Raw genomic sequence first — 17,413 nt, 5'->3', positions numbered from 1 at the left:
GTCCTGTGAGGCTACTCGCCCCGGGCGGCCCACCACCGGCGAAGCTCGTCCGCAGCCGCCGCCTGTCCCACCGGCCCCGCATCGAGTCGGTACTGCAGCAGGTGGTCATAGGCCTCGCCCAGCACCGGCCCCGGTGCGATGCCCAGCACCTCGGCGATCTGGTGGCCGTTGAGCTCCGGGCGCACCGCTGCCAGCTCCTCCTCGGCCTGGATGCGGTCGATGCGGGCCTCCAGCGCGTCGTAGGTCTGGGCCAGGCGCCGGGCCTTGCGCTGGTTGCGGGTGGTGCAGTCGGCCCGCGTCAGCAGGTGCAGACGAGAGAGCATCGGCCCGGCGTCGGTGACGTACCGGCGCACCGCGGAGTCGGTCCACTCCCCGTCGCCGTACCCGTGGAAGCGCAGGTGCAGCTCCACCAGGCGCACCACGTCGCGGATGGTCTCCTTGTCGTAGCGCAGCGCGCGCAGCCGCTTGCGGGCCAGCTTGGCCCCCACGATCTCGTGGTGGTGGAAACTCACCCGGCCACCGGGCAGGAACTTGCGCGTGGCCGGCTTGCCGATGTCGTGCAGCAGCGCCGCCAGCCGCAGCACCAGGTCGCGCTGCGGCACCTCCTCGGCGGCTCCCTCCCGGGGTCCCTCCAGGTCCATCGCCTGCTCGAGCACGATGAGGGAGTGCTCGTAGACGTCCTTGTGGCGGTGGTGCTCGTCGCTCTCCAGCTGCAACGCCGGGAGCTCGGGGACCACCTGCTCGGCCAGCCCGGTGTGCACCAGCACCTCCAGCCCGGCACGCGGGTTGTCCGCCAGGAGCAGCTTGGTGAGCTCGTCACGGACGCGTTCGGCCGAGATGATCTCCAGCGAGGGCGCCATCTCCCGCATCGCGTCCATCACCCGCTCGGAGGGCACCAGGCCGAGCTGGGCGGAGAACCGGCAGGCCCGCATCATGCGCAGCGGGTCGTCGGCGAAGGACTCCTGGGGCACGGTCGGGGTGTCCAGCTCACCGGCCTCCAGGGCCGCCAGACCGCCGTGGGGGTCCACGAACTCCAGGTCCGGCAGGCGCAGGGCCATCGCGTTGACGGTGAAGTCACGGCGCACCAGGTCGTCGTCCAGGTCGTCGCCGAAACGGACCTCGGGCTTGCGGCTGGCGCGGTCGTAGATGTCCGAACGGTAGGTGGTCACCTCGATGATCGCCTCGCCCTTGCGGGCCCCGATGGTGCCGAAGGCGCGCCCCAGGTCCCAGGTCGCGTCCGCCCACCCCTCCAGGACCTTCTCGATGTCGTCGGGGCGGGCGTCGGTGGTGAGGTCCAGGTCCGGTGAGGTGCGGCCCAGGAAGGCGTCACGCACCGGTCCCCCGACCAGCGCCAGCTCGTACCCCGCGGCGGCGAACCTCTCCCCGACCTCGGTCAACAACGGCATCGCCGGCGCCAGGTGGCGGACGGCACGTTGCAGCAGGGTCTGGGTGGGGGTCTCGCTCACGGTGGGACCACGGCTCCTGGGTCGGGACTGGGCAGCGCACGAGTCTACGTGCGAGACGGGGGGGAGGTGTTCTCACAGGTCAGGTCGCTATCATGTGCCGATGACGCTCTCGATGCACCGTGCGGTCCAGTCGCCTCGGCGGCTGCCGTCGATGCGCGAGACCTCGGCCGGCGGCGTGGTCGTCACGGTGGAGCCCGGACGGGCCCGGCTGGCCCTCATCGCGCGGTTCAACCGCGCCCACCGACTCGAGTGGTGCCTCCCCAAGGGCCACGTGGAGGCCGGCGAGACCTTGGTGCAGACCGCGGTGCGCGAGGTGGCCGAGGAGACCGGCATCCGCAGCCGCCCCGTGCTCACGCTGGGCACCATCGACTACTGGTTCTCCACCCCGGAGCGGCGCATCCACAAGCGCGTGCACCACTACCTGCTGGAGGCCGTCGGCGGACACCTCACGGTGGAGGAGGACCCGGACCACGAGGCGGTCGACGTCCAGTGGTTCGACCTCGACACCGCCCACCGCACCCTGACCTTCCCCAACGAGCGACGGATCGCCCAGATGGCCTGGCGCCGGTTGTGCGGCGCCTGATCCCGCGGGCCGCCCGGTGGGGACCGGCCAGGGCGGCCCTCGCCGCTGCAGCCTGCCTGCCCGCGGCCTCCGCCCACGCCACCGACGACGCCGATCCCCCAGCAGTCGACCTGCGCCTGGACGATGTCTCCCCCGGGTGGGTGACGGGGGGCGATGAGGTGCGCCTCACCGCATCGGTCCACGGCACCGAGGCGACCGCCGAGGACCTCCGCGTGACCCTCTCCACCGCCTCCCCGCTGACCTCCCGGCAGGAGGTCTCCACCTGGCTCGATGGGGGAAACCACCCGGGCCGTGATCGCATCGCCGTGGAGGAGCTGGGTTCCCCGGCCGCGGGCGAGCACCGGGAGCTCGAGCTCACCGTGGAGACCTCCGCCACCCAGGAGGCGATCGGGCTGCCGGTGGTGGTCGCCGTGTCCGGCGAGGTGGACGGCGAGCGCCGCGTGATCGACCTGCAGCGCACCGTGGTGCCGGTGCTCCCGTCCACGGGCCCCACCCAGGCGACCACCCGCCTGGGGTGGGTGCTGCCCACCACCACCTCGCTGACGGCCGAGCAGTTCGCCAGCTCCTCGGAGGACCGACAGGCCGCCTGGACCGATGCGGTGGGCGCGAGCCCGTCGGTGGCCGCGGCCACCCGCCTGGGCGAGAAGGTGACCCCCTTGGTCGACCCCGCGCTGGTGCCGCACCTGGGTGACGAGGAGGCCGAGGCGGTGCTCACCGCATCGGAGAACGGGGCCTGGCGTCGCCCCCGCCACGGCGTCCGTCCGCTCGCGCTGCGCCCCGGGGAGGAGGCGCTGTGGGAGCGGGCCACGGCCACCGCGGACGGGGTCAACGGCCCACTGGTGGTGGACCTGAGCTCGAGCAGCGGTCGGCGCGGCTCCGACGACCCCTTCCTGGAGGAGCTCCTGGGGGCCACCGGGCCGGACACCACGGTGCTCGCCCCCTCCGGCTTCCGCAGCGAGACCACCGACAGCGGGCCCGGCGCCCAGCAGGACCCGGGCAACTGGTGGGGCGACCGCCGCGTGGGGTGGGTGGACCAGGCCATCTCCCACCACCTGACCACCCAGGCCGGGGACGCCACCACCGACCAGGGAGGCGCGGCCGTGCCCGCCCAGGCCGTGCTGGGGCTGAGCCTGTTCACCGGCACGGAGGAGTCAGTGCAGGACCTGGTGCTCCTGCCCGACCCCGCCACCGTGGACGCCGAGGCGCTCTCCCGTGCCGTGGATGCCGCCGAGGGCGCCCCGTGGACCTTCTCCATGCCGGCCGCCGAGCTGCTGGCCTGCACCGCCGACGGCTGTCCCGCGGCGCCGCGGGAGGCAACCGCCCAGTGGCCCGCCGTCGAGCCCGACGAGGCGTTCGCCGAGCGTCCCGCCGACTTCGACCACCTGAGCGGGGACGCCGCCGCCCTGGCCACCGTGACCACCGGCTCCCGCCGCGACCTGCTGCTGGAGGGTCCGGTGCCCTTCCTCTCGGACCAGTGGGAGGACGACCGGGCCCGCACCGAGGCCCTGACCGAGCTCCGCCGCGGCATCGCCGATTTGCTGGGCGCGCTCGACGTGGAGGAGAGCACGGTCAACCTCCTGGCCGACTCGGCCGAGCTGCGCGCCACGGTGGCCAACGGCAGCACCACCACCTTCGAGAACCTCCGTGTGCAGGTCAGCCCCGGCAACTACCGCGTGACCGTCGACCAGCCGGAGGGTGCGCTGGGGCTGGGCCCCCGCGGTCGTGCCAGCACCGCCTTCACTGCCGAGACGCACGCCGCCGGCAAGGTGCCGTTGCGCATCACCGTGACCACCCCGGACGGGCAGAGGGTCCTGGCCCGGGGGGAGGTGGTGGTGAACGCCCGCCCGTCGGACGGGTGGTGGTACGCCGGCATCGGTATCGTGACCGCGCTGTTCATCGGCTTCGGTGCCTGGCGCACAGTGCGTCAGGTGAGGGCCGGTGCGTCCCCGCCCTCGTCCGAAGCCGGAGCCCCCCGTTGAGCCAGTCCTCCGTGGGCCGCAACGCCGCCATCATGGCGGCGGGCACCCTCACCTCCCGCGTGCTCGGTCTGGTGCGCGTCGCCCTGCTGACCGCCGCCCTGGGTGCCGCCACCAACGTCGGCAACGCGTTCGACACGGCCAACCAGCTGCCCAACGTGTTGTTCATCATCATCGCCGGCGGCGTGCTCAACGCGGTGCTCGTGCCGCAGCTGACCAAGGCGATGCGGCACGCCGACGGCGGGCAGGACTTCACCGACCGACTGCTGACCCTCGCCCTGGTGATCATGGCCGGCCTGACGGTGGTGGCCATCATCGGCGCCCCCCTGCTGGTGGCCCTGTACGGCTCGGGCTACACCCCGGAGACCGCACGGCTCTCGGTCTTCTTCACCATGCTCTGCCTGCCGCAGATCTTCTTCTACGGGCTGTACACGCTGCTGGGACAGGTCCTCACCAGCCGGGAGTCGTTCGCCCCGTACATGTGGACCCCGGTGCTGGCAAACGTCGTGCAGATCGCCGGCATCGTGGCCTACCTGCTCGTGTACCCCCACGAGCCGCGGGTGGCGGACGTGACCTGGTCGATGATCCTGCTGCTGGGCGGCAGCGCGACCCTCGGCATCGTCATCCAGGCGCTCGCGCTGGTGCCCTTCCTGCGGACGGTGGGTTTCACCTACCGGCCCCGATGGGGTTTCCGCGGGGTGGGGCTGCGCAGCGCCTCCACGGTGGCGATGTGGTCGCTGGCCACCATCGTCGTCGCCCAGCTGGGCATCATGGCCAACAAGACGGTGCTCTCCCACGCCCCGCACGGCGTGGCCGGCCAGGCGGCCTACAGCAGCGCGTTCCTCATCTTCATGCTGCCGCACAGCCTGGTGACCGTCAGCCTGCTCACGGCCATGTACCCGGCGATGTCACGCCGCATCCACGACCGCGACATGGTGGCCATCGGGCAGGACCTGCGCCGGGGGCTGCGCAGTACGACCGCGGCGGTCATGCCCCTGGCCGCGCTGCTGATGGTGGTGGGACCGGTGGTGGCGGCGCTGATGTTCCCCTCGCAGACGCCCAACACGGTGCGCGCCATCGGGCTGGCCGTGGCGGTGCTCGCGGTGGGGCTGGTGCCCTACGCGGCGATCGCGCTGTTCCAGCGGGCCTACTACGCGTTCGAGGAGGGCTACAAGCCCTTCATCATCCAGATCCTGTCCACGGTCCTCATCGGGGCGATGGCGTGGTGGGCCCTGGGCCTCCCGGCGGAACGGGTGCTGATCGGCATCGCCCTGGCCCAGACGCTCTCGCAGTTCGGCGGGGCGGCGTTCTCCACGCTGCTCATCCGCCGCCGCGTGCCCGAGGCCGGGCTCGGCCGGCTGGTGGGCTTCTACACGCGCCTCTCGGTGGCCAGCCTCACCGCGGCAGCGGCCGCCTGGGCCTCGATGCAGTGGCTCGCCCGGCGAACCGGGGCCGAGGCGCTGGAGTTCTCGACCGCCCTGGGCAACCAGTGCGGCGGCCAGGGAGAGGTCGCCTGCCGCGAGCTCCCGCGGGTGGCCGACCAGTGGCTCGCCGTGGCCTTCACCGGCGTGCAGACCGGGTTCGTCTTCGTGGGCGTCTTCGCGCTGCTGGCGGCCCTGCTGAACATCCACGAGGTGACCGGGGTCGTCCAGCAGGTGCTGCGGCGGGTGAAGCGGGCCTGACCGGCGCGGTTCCGCACCGCCCACCGCGTGGGGCCTCCTAGACTCGGGGGGCGCACCGCGCTCGCCGAGCGCACCCGACGGAGAGGACATCGTGCTCCCACTGCAGACCGGCACCCTCATCAACGGCCGGTACCGCCTGCTGGGGCGGGTGGCCGAGGTCGCGGACGCCGAACGGTGGATCGGTGAGGACACCACCCTGCGGCGCAAGGTCGACCTGTGGATCACCGCCGCCGACCACCCGCGGGCGGCGGCCGCCCAGGACGCCGCGCGCCGCGCCGCGCTGGTGGAGGACGCCCGGTTGCCCCGCGTGCTGGACATCGGCGTGGAGGACGGGCTGCAGTGGGTCATCACCCAGCACGACCCACGTGCCCGCACGATGCTGCAGCTGGTGCGCTCCGCACCGCTGCCCCCGGCCGAGGCGCGCCGCCTCGTGGGGGAGGCCGCCCAGGCCCTGGAGGGGGCCCGGCGCCACGGGGTGCACCACGAGGCGCTGTCCCCCGAGCTCCTGTTGCGCGACGCCGACGGTGGCGTGCTGGTGAAGGGCCTGGGGATCGCTGCGGCCCTGGCCGGGGTGGACGCCTCCGGGGGCGACGCTGCAGCGCAGCGGGACACCCGCGACCTGGTGGCCCTGCTCCACACGGGCCTGACGGGTCGCTGGCCGGAGGCGCATGGTCCCCGCCGCCCCTCGGAGCTGGCAGAGGCCGTGCCGTACGAGCTCGACGAGCTGTGCGCGCAACTGGGTGGCGAGGAGGGTCTGCGCCTGGACGGACAGCCGGTCCGCACCCCCGGTGACCTGGTGCGTGTGCTCGCACCCTGGAACAGCGGCACGGTCTCCGGCCGCGGCGTGGTGCGTCACGCCGCATCGGGCACGGCGGGTGGCGCCGCGGCGGCGCCTGATGCACCCACCACCGCCATCCCGCGGGCCAGCGACGCCGTCACCGACGCGCACCCCACGGTCGGGAACGGCAGCCAGGACGAGACCACCGCCATCCCCACCGGCAGCGAGGGCGCGGCCAGCGTGGACGGGCCCGCATCGGCGGCTGCGGTGGCAGGTTCCGCACCCGGCGCGGCAGGTCTCACCGAACCGACGGCCGAGGGGGACGGCTCCCTGCCGGAGGACGAGGTCGATCCCGCCAACTCATCGGACCAGGACGCTGCCGCGGGCAACCCCGGCCGCAAGCAGCTGCTGCTGGCGGGTGCTGGATCGCTCGCGGTCGCCGGCGCCCTGGCGCTGGCAGCCGTCGCGCTGCCCGGCCTCTTCTCCCGCGATGACGAGCCGGACGACACCGCGGCCCCGAGCGTCACGGCGCCCGCTGGCGACGAGTCCGGGGACCCGACCGCGTCCGGCGAGCAGGGCGCCTCGGAGGAGGACTCCGCTGAGGGTGACGACTCCACCGCCACGGGTGGTTCCGGTGACGGCGCGGAGGAGTCCACGGACGAGTCCTCGCAGCCCGCCGGCGAGAGCGACGAGGCCGGGGAGGAGACCGACCCCGGCGACCCAGGGGGCGGCGCGCAGAGCCCTGCCCCCACGGACGACTCCGCGCCCGGCGAGGACGAGGACCAGTCCCCGGATCCCGGTGATGCCGAGGGCGGGTCCCCGGAGGAGGAGTCCGGCGAAACAGACACCGGCAGTGGTCCTTCCGAGGACGACACGGCCGAGACCGATGGCCCGGACGGCGACGGGCCCGGCTCGTCGGCCCCCGAGGGCGGGTGGCCCATCGTCGACATCGTGGGCTACGACCCCGACCACGACGGTGACGAGCACACGGACTGGACACCCCGCATCAACAACCCGGACACGGACCTCGCGTGGTCCACCCACAAGTACAAGCACCCTCCCTTCGGTGGGTACACCGACGCCCTGGGCCTCCGCATCGACCTGGGCGAGGTCCGCGAGGTGTCCGCCGTGGACGTCGGGGGGCCCCGGGGCGACTGGGAGTACGAGATCCGGGTGGGTCCGAGCCAGGACATCCTGCGCGCCGTCACCATCGGCGGTCACCGGGGTGGGGGCGATGTGACCCTCGAGGCCGACGAGCCCGCCCAGGGTCGCTACGTGTTCGTGTGGTTCACCGACACCGCCCCCACCGGAGACGGCTGGTGGCACGCCCAGCTGAAGGACATCACCGTCCGCTGATCGCCCGGAACACTGGCAGCCCACTGCCTGTTGACACCCCCGGACGCCGTCCACACCCCTCCGTCCACCGACCACCGTTCCCACCACGCCGCACCAGGAGTACCCGTGAGCATCTTCGCCCAGACCTCGGCGGTCGCGCTCAACGCGCAGCCCGCCCCCCAGCCCGAGACGTCCGGCACGGACGAGGCCGAGGTGCGTGAGGTCGTCATCGTCGGTTCCGGCCCCGCCGGGTACACCGCGGCGGTGTACGCCGCACGCGCGAACCTGCGCCCGCTGGTCCTCGAGGGCTCCGTGACCATGGGTGGGGCGCTCATGAACACCACCGAGGTCGAGAACTACCCCGGTTTCACCGACGGCATCATGGGCCCGGATCTGATGATGCAGATGCGCTCCCAGGCAGAGCGTTTCGGCGCCGAGCTGGTCACCGACGACGTCGTGGAGATGGACCTGACGGGACCCATCAAGACCCTGCGCGACGGGTCGGACAACAGCTACCGCGCCCGCACCGTCATCCTGGCGATGGGGTCCGCGTACCGCGAGCTGGGCCTCCCCCGGGAGAAGGAGCTCTCCGGGCACGGGATCTCCTGGTGCGCCACCTGCGACGGCGCCTTCTTCCGGGAGCAGCACATCGCCGTGGTCGGTGGCGGCGACTCCGCCGTCGAGGAGGCCACCTTCCTCACCCGCTTCGCCGACAAGGTGACCCTGATCCACCGCCGGGACGAGCTGCGCGCCTCGCAGATCATGTCCGACCGTGCCCACGCCGACCCCAAGATCGAGTTCGCCTGGAACTCCGAGGTGGCCGAGATCCACGGTGACGACAAGCTCACCGGCATCACGCTGCGCGACACCGCCACCGGCGAGGAGCGCACGCTCGACCTCACCGGCCTGTTCATCGCCATCGGCCACGATCCCCGCAACGAGCTCGTAAAGGGCCAGGTGGACCTGGACGAGAGCGGCTACGTCATGGTGGAGGGCCGCTCCACCCGGACCAACCTGGAGGGCGTCTTCGCCGCCGGGGACCTGGTGGACCACACCTACCAGCAGGCCATCACCGCCGCTGGATCCGGCTGCCAGGCCGCCCTCGATGCAGAGCGCTACCTGGCAACCCTGGACAGCTCGCCGGTGGAGAATGCACAGATCGAGCCGGCTGCAGACGAGCGCGTGCCCGGCGACGTCCCTGCCTGAGACAACCCGACCACACCGAATCCCGACACCGAGGAGGCCACCATGGCTGGAACCGAGACCACGACCGACGCCACCTTCGACCAGGACGTCCTGAAGAGCGAGCTGCCCGTGCTCGTCGACTTCTGGGCCGACTGGTGCGGCCCGTGCAAGCGCGTCGCCCCGATCCTGGAGGAGATCGCCAAGGACGCCGAGGGCAAGCTGCGCATCGTCAAGCTGAACACCGACGAGAACCCGCAGACCGCCGCCCGCTACGGCATCACGTCCATCCCCACCATGCACGTGTTCTTCCAGGGCGACGTCGCCAAGACCATCATCGGCGCGCAGCCCAAGCCCAAGCTGCTGAAGGAGCTCGAGCCCTTCCTGGGATGAAGCCACGCGCGATCGTTCCACGTGAAACACCCCCCGGCGCCATGCCGGGGGGTGTTTCACGTGGAACAGCCAGTACGGATGTGATCTGCGGAGTCTGGATCACTCCGTTGACCGTCAGTCCTCGGGCGCCAGCATGGTGAGGATCCGGTCCAGGTCCTCCTGGCCCGCGAACTCCACCGTGAGCGTTCCCTTGGAGCGACCCATCTTCAACTGGACGCGCGTGTCCCAGCGGTCCGACAGCTCAGCGGCCAGCTCCTCGTGCTCCGGGGTGGACCGGCGCTGCGGGCGGCGGCGCGGCGTTTGCTCGGTGCGGTCACCCGCACCGGCACCCAGGGCGATGAGCTCCTCCAGGCCACGCACCGAGAGGCCCTCGGCCACCACCCGCTGCGCCATGCGCTCCATGGCGGCACCGTCCTCCAGCCCGAGCAGCGCCCGGGCGTGACCGGCCGACAGCACGCCGGCCGCCACGCGCCGCGCGACGCTGGGCGGAAGCTTCAGCAGGCGCAGTGAGTTCGTGATGCGGGGACGGCTCCGCCCCAGGCGCTTGGCCAGCTCATCGTGCGTGCAGCCGAAGTCCTCGAGGAGCTGACCGTACGCGGCAGCCTCCTCGAGAGGGTTGAGCTGAACGCGGTGAAGGTTCTCCAGCAGCGCCTCGCGCAGCATCTCGTCGTCGCCGGTCTCGCGCAGGATGGCCGGGATCGTCTCGAGACCGGCCAGGCGGGTCGCCCGCAGCCGGCGCTCACCCATGATGAGCTCATGGGTGTCACCCACACGGCGCACGACGACCGGTTGCATGACGCCCAGTTCGCGGATGCTGTGGGCCAGCTCCTGGAGGTCGTCCTCGTCGAACACCTCGCGGGGCTGCCGTGGGTTCGGCACGATGTCGTCCACGGCCAGCTCCACCAGCCGCGCCCCCACGGCGTCGGTCCCCTCGGACACCTCGGCGTCCTTGTCGGTGACCATGCCATCCAGCTCCTGGACATCGCCAGCCTTGACCTCGCTGTCAGCGGCGGAGGCAGTCCTCGTGGAGGCTGCACCCTTCGGGGTGGCCTCCTCGCGCTTGGGCCAGTAGACGTCGCGCGGTCGCTGCCCGCCGTCCTCCTGCGGGATCAGGGCTCCCAGCCCTCGACCCAGACCCCTGCGCTGCCCTGCCATGTGTCCTCCTCGCGTCACCGGTGTCGCCCTGTCGGGCGACCACCAAGTCTCCCACGGCCGACGCGTCGCGCAGTCACCGTCCCCAGGTGCGTTTCACGTGAAACCGTTCCCAGGCGGTTCCACGTGAAACAGCCGACCGTCGGTGGCCGACGATCCGTGTCATGTGCTTCCGCACGAACGGTCACGCCCCCGCCGAACTGGCCGGGGTGTTCCACGTGAAACACGCCGGCGCCCAGTCCCCGCGGCATGACAAAGGCGGCCCTCCGAGGAGAGCCGCCTTTGGCGGAACCAAGGTCAGCGATCAGGTGTTGGGTCGCTTGCCGTGGTTCGCGCCCTTCTTGCGCTTGGTCTTGCGCTTGCGCGCGCGCTTGCTCGACATGGTGACCTCCTGGGCCCTCTGAGACGTGAAAGCGCCCTGTGGGGCGCATGGCAGCCATTGTCTCACACGGAACCCCGGGAGAACACGGCGAATCGATGGCGACGCTCAGCCCCAGCGGGCCGCCAGCTCCTTTGCGGCCGAGCGGTAGGCCCGCGCGCCGGGGCCTTCCGGGTCGTAGGCCAGCACCGTCTGGCCGTAGGAGGGTGCCTCGCTGATGCGCACCGACCGGGGGATCAGCGTCTCCAGCACCACCTCGCCGAAGTGGTCCCGCACCTCCTGCGCCACCTGGGTGGCCAACCGGGTCCGCGCGTCGAACATGGTCATGAGGATGCCGCCGAGCCGGAGCTCCGGGTGCAGGTGGCGCTGGATCAGGTCGATGTTGCGCACCAGCATGCTCACGCCCTCCAGGGCGTAGTACTCACACTGGATGGGGATGAACACCTCATCGGCCGCCACGAATCCGTTGACGGTGAGCAGCCCGAGGCTCGGGGGGCAGTCGATGAGCACCACGTCGTAGGCGCGCTCGTCACGAACGTCCTGCAGCGCACGGCGCAGCCGCGTCTCACGTGCCACCAGGGAGACCAGCTCGATCTCGGCCCCCGCCAGGTCGATGGTCGCGGGAACCACGTCGATGCGGTCGCTCTCCGGCGAGGACTGCGCCACCTCCGGCAGCGTGGCCTCATCGATGAGGACGTCGTACACACCGGCCACACCCGACTGGTGCTCGATGGACAGCGCCGTGGAGGCGTTGCCCTGGGGGTCCAGGTCGATCACCAGCACCCGCAGCCCACCCTCGGCCAGGGCAGCGGCCAGGTTCACGGTGGTGGTGGTCTTGCCCACCCCTCCCTTCTGGTTGGCCACGGTGACGACGACCGTGCGCGAGGGCGCCGTCAGCCGGCTGGGGAGTCCACGTTCCCTGCGCTCGGCAGGAGTGAAGGGGGGCACGGAAGGATCCTCGTCGTCATCGTCGGAGCCGGGCTCGTCCTCGGGGGTGGCGCCTTCCTGGTCGACCACCGGCACCTGCTCCACGTCCGGGGCGGTGACCGGGGCCTGCCAGCCGACGGGGGACTCGCTCGGCGTGGGTGCGGTCGGGATCGCGGGGTGGTTGCCCGTGGGCCAACCAACCGGGTTGCTCATCGCTTCTCCTTGTTCCGACGGCGACGCCCACGGGACCCTGCGGGTGCCTGGCGTCCAGCGTTCTCCTTGGCCACCACCACCACGGTGGTCGGCACCTCCAGGAGCTCCTGCCCACAGTCCACCACGTCCACGGCACCCCCGCCGAGACGCTGCAGCACACCCGCGGCCTCCTCGACCTCCTGCTGCGCGGAGGACCCCTTGAGCGCGATCATGCGGCCACCCACGTCCACCAGCGGCAGGCACCACGGAGCCAAGGTGCTCAACCGGGCCACTGCACGTGCCGTGACCACGGGAGCTGTGACGTCTGACGGGAGATTCTCTGCGCGAGAACGGATCACGGTCACCCGGTCACCCAGTCCCAGCTCCTCGACGACCTCCTGGAGCCACACGGTGCGTCGCAGCATGGGCTCCACCAGCGTCACCCGGGTCCCCGGGGCGGCAAGAGCCAGCGCGATGCCGGGCAGCCCCGCACCGCTGCCCACGTCCAGCACGTGGTCAGCCCCCTCGAGCACCTCGGCCACCACGGCGCAGTTGAGCACGTGGCGGTCCCACAGCCGGGGCACCTCCCGGGGGCCGATCAGCCCCCGCTCCGTCCCGGTGGTGGCCAGCAGCTCCGCAAAGCGCTCGGCCTGCGGGAGCAGCTCACCGAAGACCTCTGCGGCGGCCGCGGGGGTGGGGGCCAGCCCCGCATCAGAGGGCATCCCGGAGTCCACGCCCGTCACTCCCCGGTGGCGGGCGACACCACGACGTACCGGTTCGGCTCCTCGCCGGCAGAGCTCGAGGCCAGGCCAGCGGCCAGCACGCGGTCGTGCACCACCTTGCGCTCGAAGGCGGTCATCGGCTCCAGCTGCCGCTCGGTGCCGCTCTCCTTGACCGCGGCCGCCGTGCGGTCGGCGAGCTCCTCCAGCGCCGCGCGACGCTCCGCGCGGTACCCGGCGACGTCGACCATCAGCCGCGTGCGCTCCCCCGTCTCGGCCTGCACCGCGAGCCGCGTGAGCTCCTGCAGTGCCTCCAGGACCTGCGCGCTGGGGCCCACCAGCCGGCGGGGCACCGCACCCTCCTCGGAGTCGACGATGCTGACCAGCGCGCGGTCACCCTCGAGCTGCACGTCGAGGTCGCCGTCGAGGTCGGCGATGTCCAGCAGCGTCTCGAGGTAGTCCGCGGCGATCTCGCCCTCGTTCTCGAGGTCCTCGCGGGTGCGCGTCGGGCGCGGTGCGTCGTGACTCATGTCAGTTCTTCTTCCGCTTCTTCTTCTTGCTCTTGCTGCTCTTCTTGCGGCGGACCGGTTGGGCACGCTGCCCGCCGGTACCGCCCTGTGCCGTGCGCTGGGGGGTGCGAGAGGTCGGGTTCAGCTGCGGTCCGCTCTTCTCGTCGGAACCGGTGTCGTCCCCCAGGGCGGTCGCACCGGAGTCCTTGCCCCCACCGGCCGTGGCCAGCGTGAGGCGCTTGGGCTCCTTGCCCTTGGCGATCTGGCGGGCGTGCATGCGGCGCTCCGCCTCGGTGTTCGGCGTGGGCAGGTTGTGGATCACGTACAGCTGCTGGAAGTAGGACCACAGGTTGGTGAAGGTCCAGTAGACGAGCACACCGATCGGGAAGTTCACACCCGTGACGGCCAGAATGATCGGCAGGGCGTAGAGCATGATGGTCTGCGACTGCGCCATCGGCCCTTCCTTGGCCGAGTCCGGCATGTTCTTGTCCATCATCATCTTCATGCTGACGAAGGTGAACACCGTCATCAGCAGGATGAGGACCACCGAGACGATCTTGCCGGTGAGATCCGAGTCGTGCAGGAACGAGTCGGAGAGCTCGGCACCGAAGATCGTGGCCGCATCGAACGAGGTGGCCAGGTCCAGCGTCATGTACCCGATGGGGTTCTTGGTGCCGGCGGCGATCTCGTCCACCCCGTTGAGCACCCGGAACAGACCGAACAGGATCGGGATCTGCACCAGGATGGGCAGACAGGACGCGAACGGGTTGGTCTTGTTGTTCCGGTAGAGCTCCATGGTCTCGGCCTGCTGCCGCTGCATGGAGGCCTGGTCCTTCTTGCCCTTGTACTTCTGCTGGATCTTCTTCAGCTCGGGCGCGAGCAGCTGCATCTTCCGGCTGCTGTGGATCTGCTTGATCACCAACGGGATCATCAGCAGGCGCACCAGGATCACCAGGGCGAGGATGGACAGCACCCAGGTCCAGCCGCCCTCCTCGGGCAGTCCGAGGGCGGTCAGGCCCCAGTGGGCCCCGGCGAGGATGGCTGCCACGGCCCATTCGATGGGGTAGAGCAGGTTCGGCACGAAGAGTCCTTCTCGTGTGAGCAGTGTCGGTTCAGGCAGGTCAGGGGGTGCGGGCCCGGCGGTCAGTCCGCCGGTCGCGCACCGGGTTCGGGGTCATTGTCCCCCGGGTGATGGTCCGCCCCGAGCAGACCACCGGGGTCGGTCCCGGGAACCGGGTCGTAGCCGCCGTGCGACCACGGGTTGCATCGTGCCACGCGCCAGGCGCTCAGCCATGTGCCCCGCAGGGCACCGTGCTCGGTCAGCGCGGTGACCGCATAGGCCGAGCAGGTGGGGTAGTACCGGCACATCGGGGGCAGGACCGGTGAGATGAGCCGCTGGTAGGCCCAGACCAGACCCAGCAGCGGCCATGCGAGCAGCGGCCGTCCTCCCACGCGCACCACGTCAGGACCCCCGAGGTCGGGCGCGCTCGAGGCAGCGGCCGAAGTCGGCCACGAGCCGGGACCACTCGGCGGTCGCCGCCGCAGGGTGGGCGCGCACCACCAGGTCGTGGCCGGCGGGCAGCTCGGCCAGCCTCTCGGCCACCACGTGGCGCAGCCGGCGCTGCACGCGGGAGCGCACCACCGAGTTGCCCACCTGCTTGGAGACGACGAAACCGACCCGCACCGGGTGCGGGTCGGTCGTCGAGTGGTCCTGCGGTGCGCGGGGCGTCATCACCACGGTCATCGTGGAGGACGACCCCCGGCGGCGCCCGTCGCCCCGCATCGTGGCCGTGAAGTCACGGCTACGGCGCAGTCGGTGACGGGCCGGGAGCACCTGCGTCGGCTCAGGCGGACAGCTTGGAGCGGCCCTTGCCGCGGCGGGCGGCCATGATGGCGCGGCCGGCGCGGGTGGACATGCGGGCGCGGAAGCCGTGCTTGCGGGCGCGACGACGGTTGTTCGGCTGGAAGGTGCGCTTGCTCATGATGACTCCTGGTGGTTCGGGCAGACCCTGGTTCCCCGGGCTGCAGCTCCGCGCACGCTGCACCGTGTGTGCAGTAGCGGAGATGGCGAGTGCCCGAGCTCGTGTGGGCACCTCATGGGCCGCGCGCAGCGCACCCGCGAGGGGTACCACGGCGCAGACCGGACCCCCCACCTTACGTTTTGCCGCATCCTGCGGTCAATTCCACTGTCCGGCTCGCTACCCCCAGCCTGTGGACAACGGCTATCGTGGGGCGACCCCCACCCCTCAGGATGGGTTCGTCCACAGGCTGTGGACATCGGTGTTGATGACGCTCCTGGCGCCACACTCCGAACCACGGCCCTGGGGACACGCTTGTGCACTCTGCCCGGACCGCTGTGAGGACCCCTGTGAGCCAGACCCCCGACGACCACGCCACCGCCATCTGGCACGAGGCCATGGTCCGCCTCCAGGGAGCAGGCCTGGCCCCCCGTGACATCGGTGTGCTGCGGCTGGCCACGCTGGTGGGCCTCCTGGAGGGCACGGCGCTGGTCGCCGTGAAGTACGACCACGTGAAGGACGCGGTCGAGGGTCACCTGCGGGAGGACGTGTGCACCGCCCTCTCCGAGGTGCTCGACCGCGACGTCCGTCTGGCCGTCTCGGTGGACCCCGATGCGGTGAGCGCCGCCCAGGAGGACAGCGCGCCGACCGCTGGGGAACGGCCCGTGGAAGGGACCGCTGATGAGGGCGGCCAGCAGTTGTCCACAGCTGTGGACGAGACCGTGGAAAAGGACGGGGGAAGGGTCGCGGAAACAGCGTCGAAGGCGGCGTCCCCGGCCGTCGCCCACGGTGCCTCCGCCACCTCCTCGGCTCCGGGCGAGGAGCGCGATTACTCCGCCTTGAACCACAAGTACACCTTCGACACCTTCGTGCTGGGCTCCTCCAACCGTTTCGCCCACGCGGCAGCCACCGCGGTCGCTGAGGCCCCCGCCCGGGCGTACAACCCGCTGTTCATCTACGGCGGGTCCGGTCTGGGGAAGACCCACCTGCTGCACGCGATCGGCCACTACGCGCGCACACTCGACTCCTCGGTGCGGGTCAAGTACGTGAACTCCGAGGAATTCACCAACCAGTTCATCAACGCGGTCTCCGCCGGCCAGGCCAACGCCTTCCAGCGCCAGTACCGCGACGTGGACGTGCTCCTCATCGACGACATCCAGTTCCTTCAGGGCAAGGAACAGACGATGGAGGAGTTCTTCCACACCTTCAACACGCTGCACAACAGCGAGAAGCAGATCGTCATCACCTCCGACCAGCCGCCCAAGAAGCTCAGCGGATTTGCCGAGCGCATGCGTTCGCGCTTCGAGTGGGGTCTGCTCACCGACGTGCAGCCGCCGGACCTGGAGACCCGCATCGCGATCCTGCGGCGCAAGGCCGCGGCCGAGAAGCTGGACATCCCCGATGACGTGCTCCACCTCATCGCCTCGAAGATCTCCTCGAACATCCGCGAGCTGGAGGGTGCCCTCACCCGTGTGACGGCCTTCGCCAGCCTTTCGGGCTCCCCGCTGGACGAGTACCTGGCCCGCACCGTCCTCAAGGACGTCATGCCCGGCGGCGACAGTGGCCAGATCACGCCCACCATGATCCTGGAGGAGACCGCTGGGTACTTCGTGGTCTCCGTGGAGGAGATCCAGGGCGCCTCCCGTTCGCGCAATCTCACCCGGGCCCGCCAGATCGCCATGTACCTGTGCCGGGAGCTCACCGACCTCTCCCTGCCGAAGATCGGCAAGGAGTTCGGCGGGCGCGACCACACGACCGTGATGCACGCCGAGCGCAAGATCAAGCAGCTGCTGGGTGAGGACCGCCGGGTCTACGACGAGGTGAGCGAGCTCACCAGCATCATCCGCAAGAAGGCCGCCCGCGGGCACTGAACCCCACGGGTCGCGCAGGTTCCCACCCTCCCTCCACAGACCATCGACAGGGCGGGTGGACGACGAGGGCCCGGCATGCCGGGGCACTTGACAGCACCTGGCCGACCGTCCACAGACTGTGGACAACCATGTGGATGTGGAGTACGGCCGTTCGAGTGACCTGTCCATGGCCTCCCGCAACGGGGTGTGCACGGCGCTGTGGAACGGTGTGCACGACCCGTGTGTGGCCGTGGACAGGAGGCGGGTGGCCT

At 71.2% G+C, this 17,413-nt stretch carries 17 protein-coding genes; 7 read left to right on the top strand and 10 right to left on the bottom strand.

The window, feature by feature from the left end; translation table 11 throughout:
* Nucleotides 1–11 precede the first annotated feature (11 nt).
* The gene (locus tag ACEY2A_RS09485; RefSeq protein ID WP_374928357.1) at nt 12–1,466 is read right to left on the bottom strand and encodes a CCA tRNA nucleotidyltransferase; all 1,455 of its coding nucleotides are present in this window, start codon (nt 1,464–1,466) and stop codon (nt 12–14) included.
* A 100-nt stretch (nt 1,467–1,566) separates the two neighbouring features.
* Here ACEY2A_RS09485 and ACEY2A_RS09480 point away from each other — a divergent pair, with 100 nt between their 5' ends.
* The 6 genes from ACEY2A_RS09480 (at nt 1,567) to trxA (ending at nt 9,395) form a co-directional block, all read left to right on the top strand.
* The gene (locus ACEY2A_RS09480; protein ID WP_374928356.1) at nt 1,567–2,049 is read left to right on the top strand and encodes an NUDIX hydrolase; all 483 of its coding nucleotides are present in this window, start codon (nt 1,567–1,569) and stop codon (nt 2,047–2,049) included.
* Nucleotides 2,037–4,028 carry a hypothetical protein gene (locus ACEY2A_RS09475; protein WP_374928355.1) on the top strand — a complete coding sequence of 664 codons (1,992 nt, stop codon included), beginning with the start codon at nt 2,037–2,039 and terminating at the stop codon, nt 4,026–4,028. Before ACEY2A_RS09480 ends, ACEY2A_RS09475 begins: the two co-directional genes overlap by 13 nt.
* Complete coding sequence (gene murJ / locus ACEY2A_RS09470) at nt 4,025–5,707, top strand: murein biosynthesis integral membrane protein MurJ (protein ID WP_374928354.1); 1,683 nt, start codon at nt 4,025–4,027, stop codon at nt 5,705–5,707. The genes ACEY2A_RS09475 and murJ overlap by 4 nt, the downstream gene beginning before the upstream one ends.
* A gap of 91 nt (nt 5,708–5,798) precedes the next feature.
* Nucleotides 5,799–7,841 (top strand): hypothetical protein, encoded by a 2,043-nt coding sequence (locus ACEY2A_RS09465; protein WP_374928353.1) that lies wholly within the window; start codon nt 5,799–5,801, stop codon nt 7,839–7,841.
* A 105-nt stretch (nt 7,842–7,946) separates the two neighbouring features.
* Complete coding sequence (gene trxB / locus ACEY2A_RS09460) at nt 7,947–9,026, top strand: thioredoxin-disulfide reductase (RefSeq protein WP_374928352.1); 1,080 nt, start codon at nt 7,947–7,949, stop codon at nt 9,024–9,026.
* 42 nt (nt 9,027–9,068) lie between these two features.
* The gene (gene trxA / locus ACEY2A_RS09455) at nt 9,069–9,395 is read left to right on the top strand and encodes a thioredoxin (protein WP_374928351.1); all 327 of its coding nucleotides are present in this window, start codon (nt 9,069–9,071) and stop codon (nt 9,393–9,395) included.
* Between the two features lie 114 nt (nt 9,396–9,509).
* Here trxA and ACEY2A_RS09450 read toward each other — a convergent pair whose 3' ends face one another.
* The 9 genes from ACEY2A_RS09450 to rpmH form a co-directional block, all read right to left on the bottom strand.
* Nucleotides 9,510–10,550, bottom strand: a complete 1,041-nt coding sequence (locus tag ACEY2A_RS09450) for a ParB/RepB/Spo0J family partition protein (RefSeq protein WP_374928350.1) — start codon at nt 10,548–10,550, stop codon at nt 9,510–9,512.
* A 301-nt stretch (nt 10,551–10,851) separates the two neighbouring features.
* Nucleotides 10,852–10,929 carry a 50S ribosomal protein bL37 gene (locus ACEY2A_RS09445; protein WP_015780568.1) on the bottom strand — a complete coding sequence of 26 codons (78 nt, stop codon included), beginning with the start codon at nt 10,927–10,929 and terminating at the stop codon, nt 10,852–10,854.
* Nucleotides 10,930–11,034: 105 nt separating this feature from the next.
* Nucleotides 11,035–12,066: a ParA family protein gene (locus ACEY2A_RS09440; RefSeq protein ID WP_374928349.1), complete on the bottom strand. Its 1,032-nt coding sequence runs from the start codon at nt 12,064–12,066 to the stop codon at nt 11,035–11,037.
* Nucleotides 12,063–12,767 (bottom strand): 16S rRNA (guanine(527)-N(7))-methyltransferase RsmG, encoded by a 705-nt coding sequence (gene rsmG / locus ACEY2A_RS09435; protein WP_374928348.1) that lies wholly within the window; start codon nt 12,765–12,767, stop codon nt 12,063–12,065. The genes ACEY2A_RS09440 and rsmG overlap by 4 nt, the downstream gene beginning before the upstream one ends.
* A 17-nt stretch (nt 12,768–12,784) precedes the next feature.
* On the bottom strand, nt 12,785–13,294 hold the full coding sequence (locus ACEY2A_RS09430; protein WP_374928347.1) for a protein jag: 510 nt from the start codon (nt 13,292–13,294) through the stop codon (nt 12,785–12,787).
* A 1-nt stretch (nt 13,295) separates the two neighbouring features.
* Nucleotides 13,296–14,354 (bottom strand): membrane protein insertase YidC, encoded by a 1,059-nt coding sequence (gene yidC / locus ACEY2A_RS09425; protein WP_374928346.1) that lies wholly within the window; start codon nt 14,352–14,354, stop codon nt 13,296–13,298.
* Nucleotides 14,355–14,416: 62 nt separating this feature from the next.
* Nucleotides 14,417–14,725 (bottom strand): membrane protein insertion efficiency factor YidD, encoded by a 309-nt coding sequence (gene yidD, locus ACEY2A_RS09420; protein WP_374928345.1) that lies wholly within the window; start codon nt 14,723–14,725, stop codon nt 14,417–14,419.
* A gap of 10 nt (nt 14,726–14,735) precedes the next feature.
* On the bottom strand, nt 14,736–15,056 hold the full coding sequence (rnpA, locus tag ACEY2A_RS09415; protein WP_374929991.1) for a ribonuclease P protein component: 321 nt from the start codon (nt 15,054–15,056) through the stop codon (nt 14,736–14,738).
* A 61-nt stretch (nt 15,057–15,117) separates the two neighbouring features.
* Nucleotides 15,118–15,255, bottom strand: a complete 138-nt coding sequence (rpmH, locus tag ACEY2A_RS09410; RefSeq protein WP_374928344.1) for a 50S ribosomal protein L34 — start codon at nt 15,253–15,255, stop codon at nt 15,118–15,120.
* 434 nt (nt 15,256–15,689) lie between these two features.
* Here rpmH and dnaA point away from each other — a divergent pair, with 434 nt between their 5' ends.
* On the top strand, nt 15,690–17,162 hold the full coding sequence (gene dnaA, locus ACEY2A_RS09405; protein WP_374929990.1) for a chromosomal replication initiator protein DnaA: 1,473 nt from the start codon (nt 15,690–15,692) through the stop codon (nt 17,160–17,162).
* The last annotated feature ends 251 nt before the right edge of the window (nt 17,163–17,413 follow it).

It is taken from the genome of Kytococcus sedentarius (assembly GCF_041937525.1).
GTDB lineage: Bacteria > Actinomycetota > Actinomycetes > Actinomycetales > Dermatophilaceae > Kytococcus > Kytococcus sedentarius_A.
Note: the sequence above shows the minus strand (reverse complement) of the source record. Positions and strands in the feature narration are given on the sequence as shown.

What these genes read in the sequence shown, in the direction of transcription:
- ACEY2A_RS09480 (WP_374928356.1), top strand. Translation starts at nt 1,567, where the DNA reads ATGACGCTCTCGATGCACCGTGCGGTCCAGTCGCCTCGGCGGCTGCCG.
- trxA (WP_374928351.1), top strand. Translation starts at nt 9,069, where the DNA reads ATGGCTGGAACCGAGACCACGACCGACGCCACCTTCGACCAGGACGTC.
- ACEY2A_RS09450 (WP_374928350.1), bottom strand. Translation starts at nt 10,550, where the DNA reads ATGGCAGGGCAGCGCAGGGGTCTGGGTCGAGGGCTGGGAGCCCTGATC.
- ACEY2A_RS09445 (WP_015780568.1), bottom strand. Translation starts at nt 10,929, where the DNA reads ATGTCGAGCAAGCGCGCGCGCAAGCGCAAGACCAAGCGCAAGAAGGGC.
- ACEY2A_RS09440 (WP_374928349.1), bottom strand. Translation starts at nt 12,066, where the DNA reads ATGAGCAACCCGGTTGGTTGGCCCACGGGCAACCACCCCGCGATCCCG.
- rsmG (WP_374928348.1), bottom strand. Translation starts at nt 12,767, where the DNA reads ATGCCCTCTGATGCGGGGCTGGCCCCCACCCCCGCGGCCGCCGCAGAG.
- ACEY2A_RS09430 (WP_374928347.1), bottom strand. Translation starts at nt 13,294, where the DNA reads ATGAGTCACGACGCACCGCGCCCGACGCGCACCCGCGAGGACCTCGAG.
- rnpA (WP_374929991.1), bottom strand. Translation starts at nt 15,056, where the DNA reads ATGCGGGGCGACGGGCGCCGCCGGGGGTCGTCCTCCACGATGACCGTG.
- rpmH (WP_374928344.1), bottom strand. Translation starts at nt 15,255, where the DNA reads ATGAGCAAGCGCACCTTCCAGCCGAACAACCGTCGTCGCGCCCGCAAG.
- dnaA (WP_374929990.1), top strand. Translation starts at nt 15,690, where the DNA reads ATGGTCCGCCTCCAGGGAGCAGGCCTGGCCCCCCGTGACATCGGTGTG.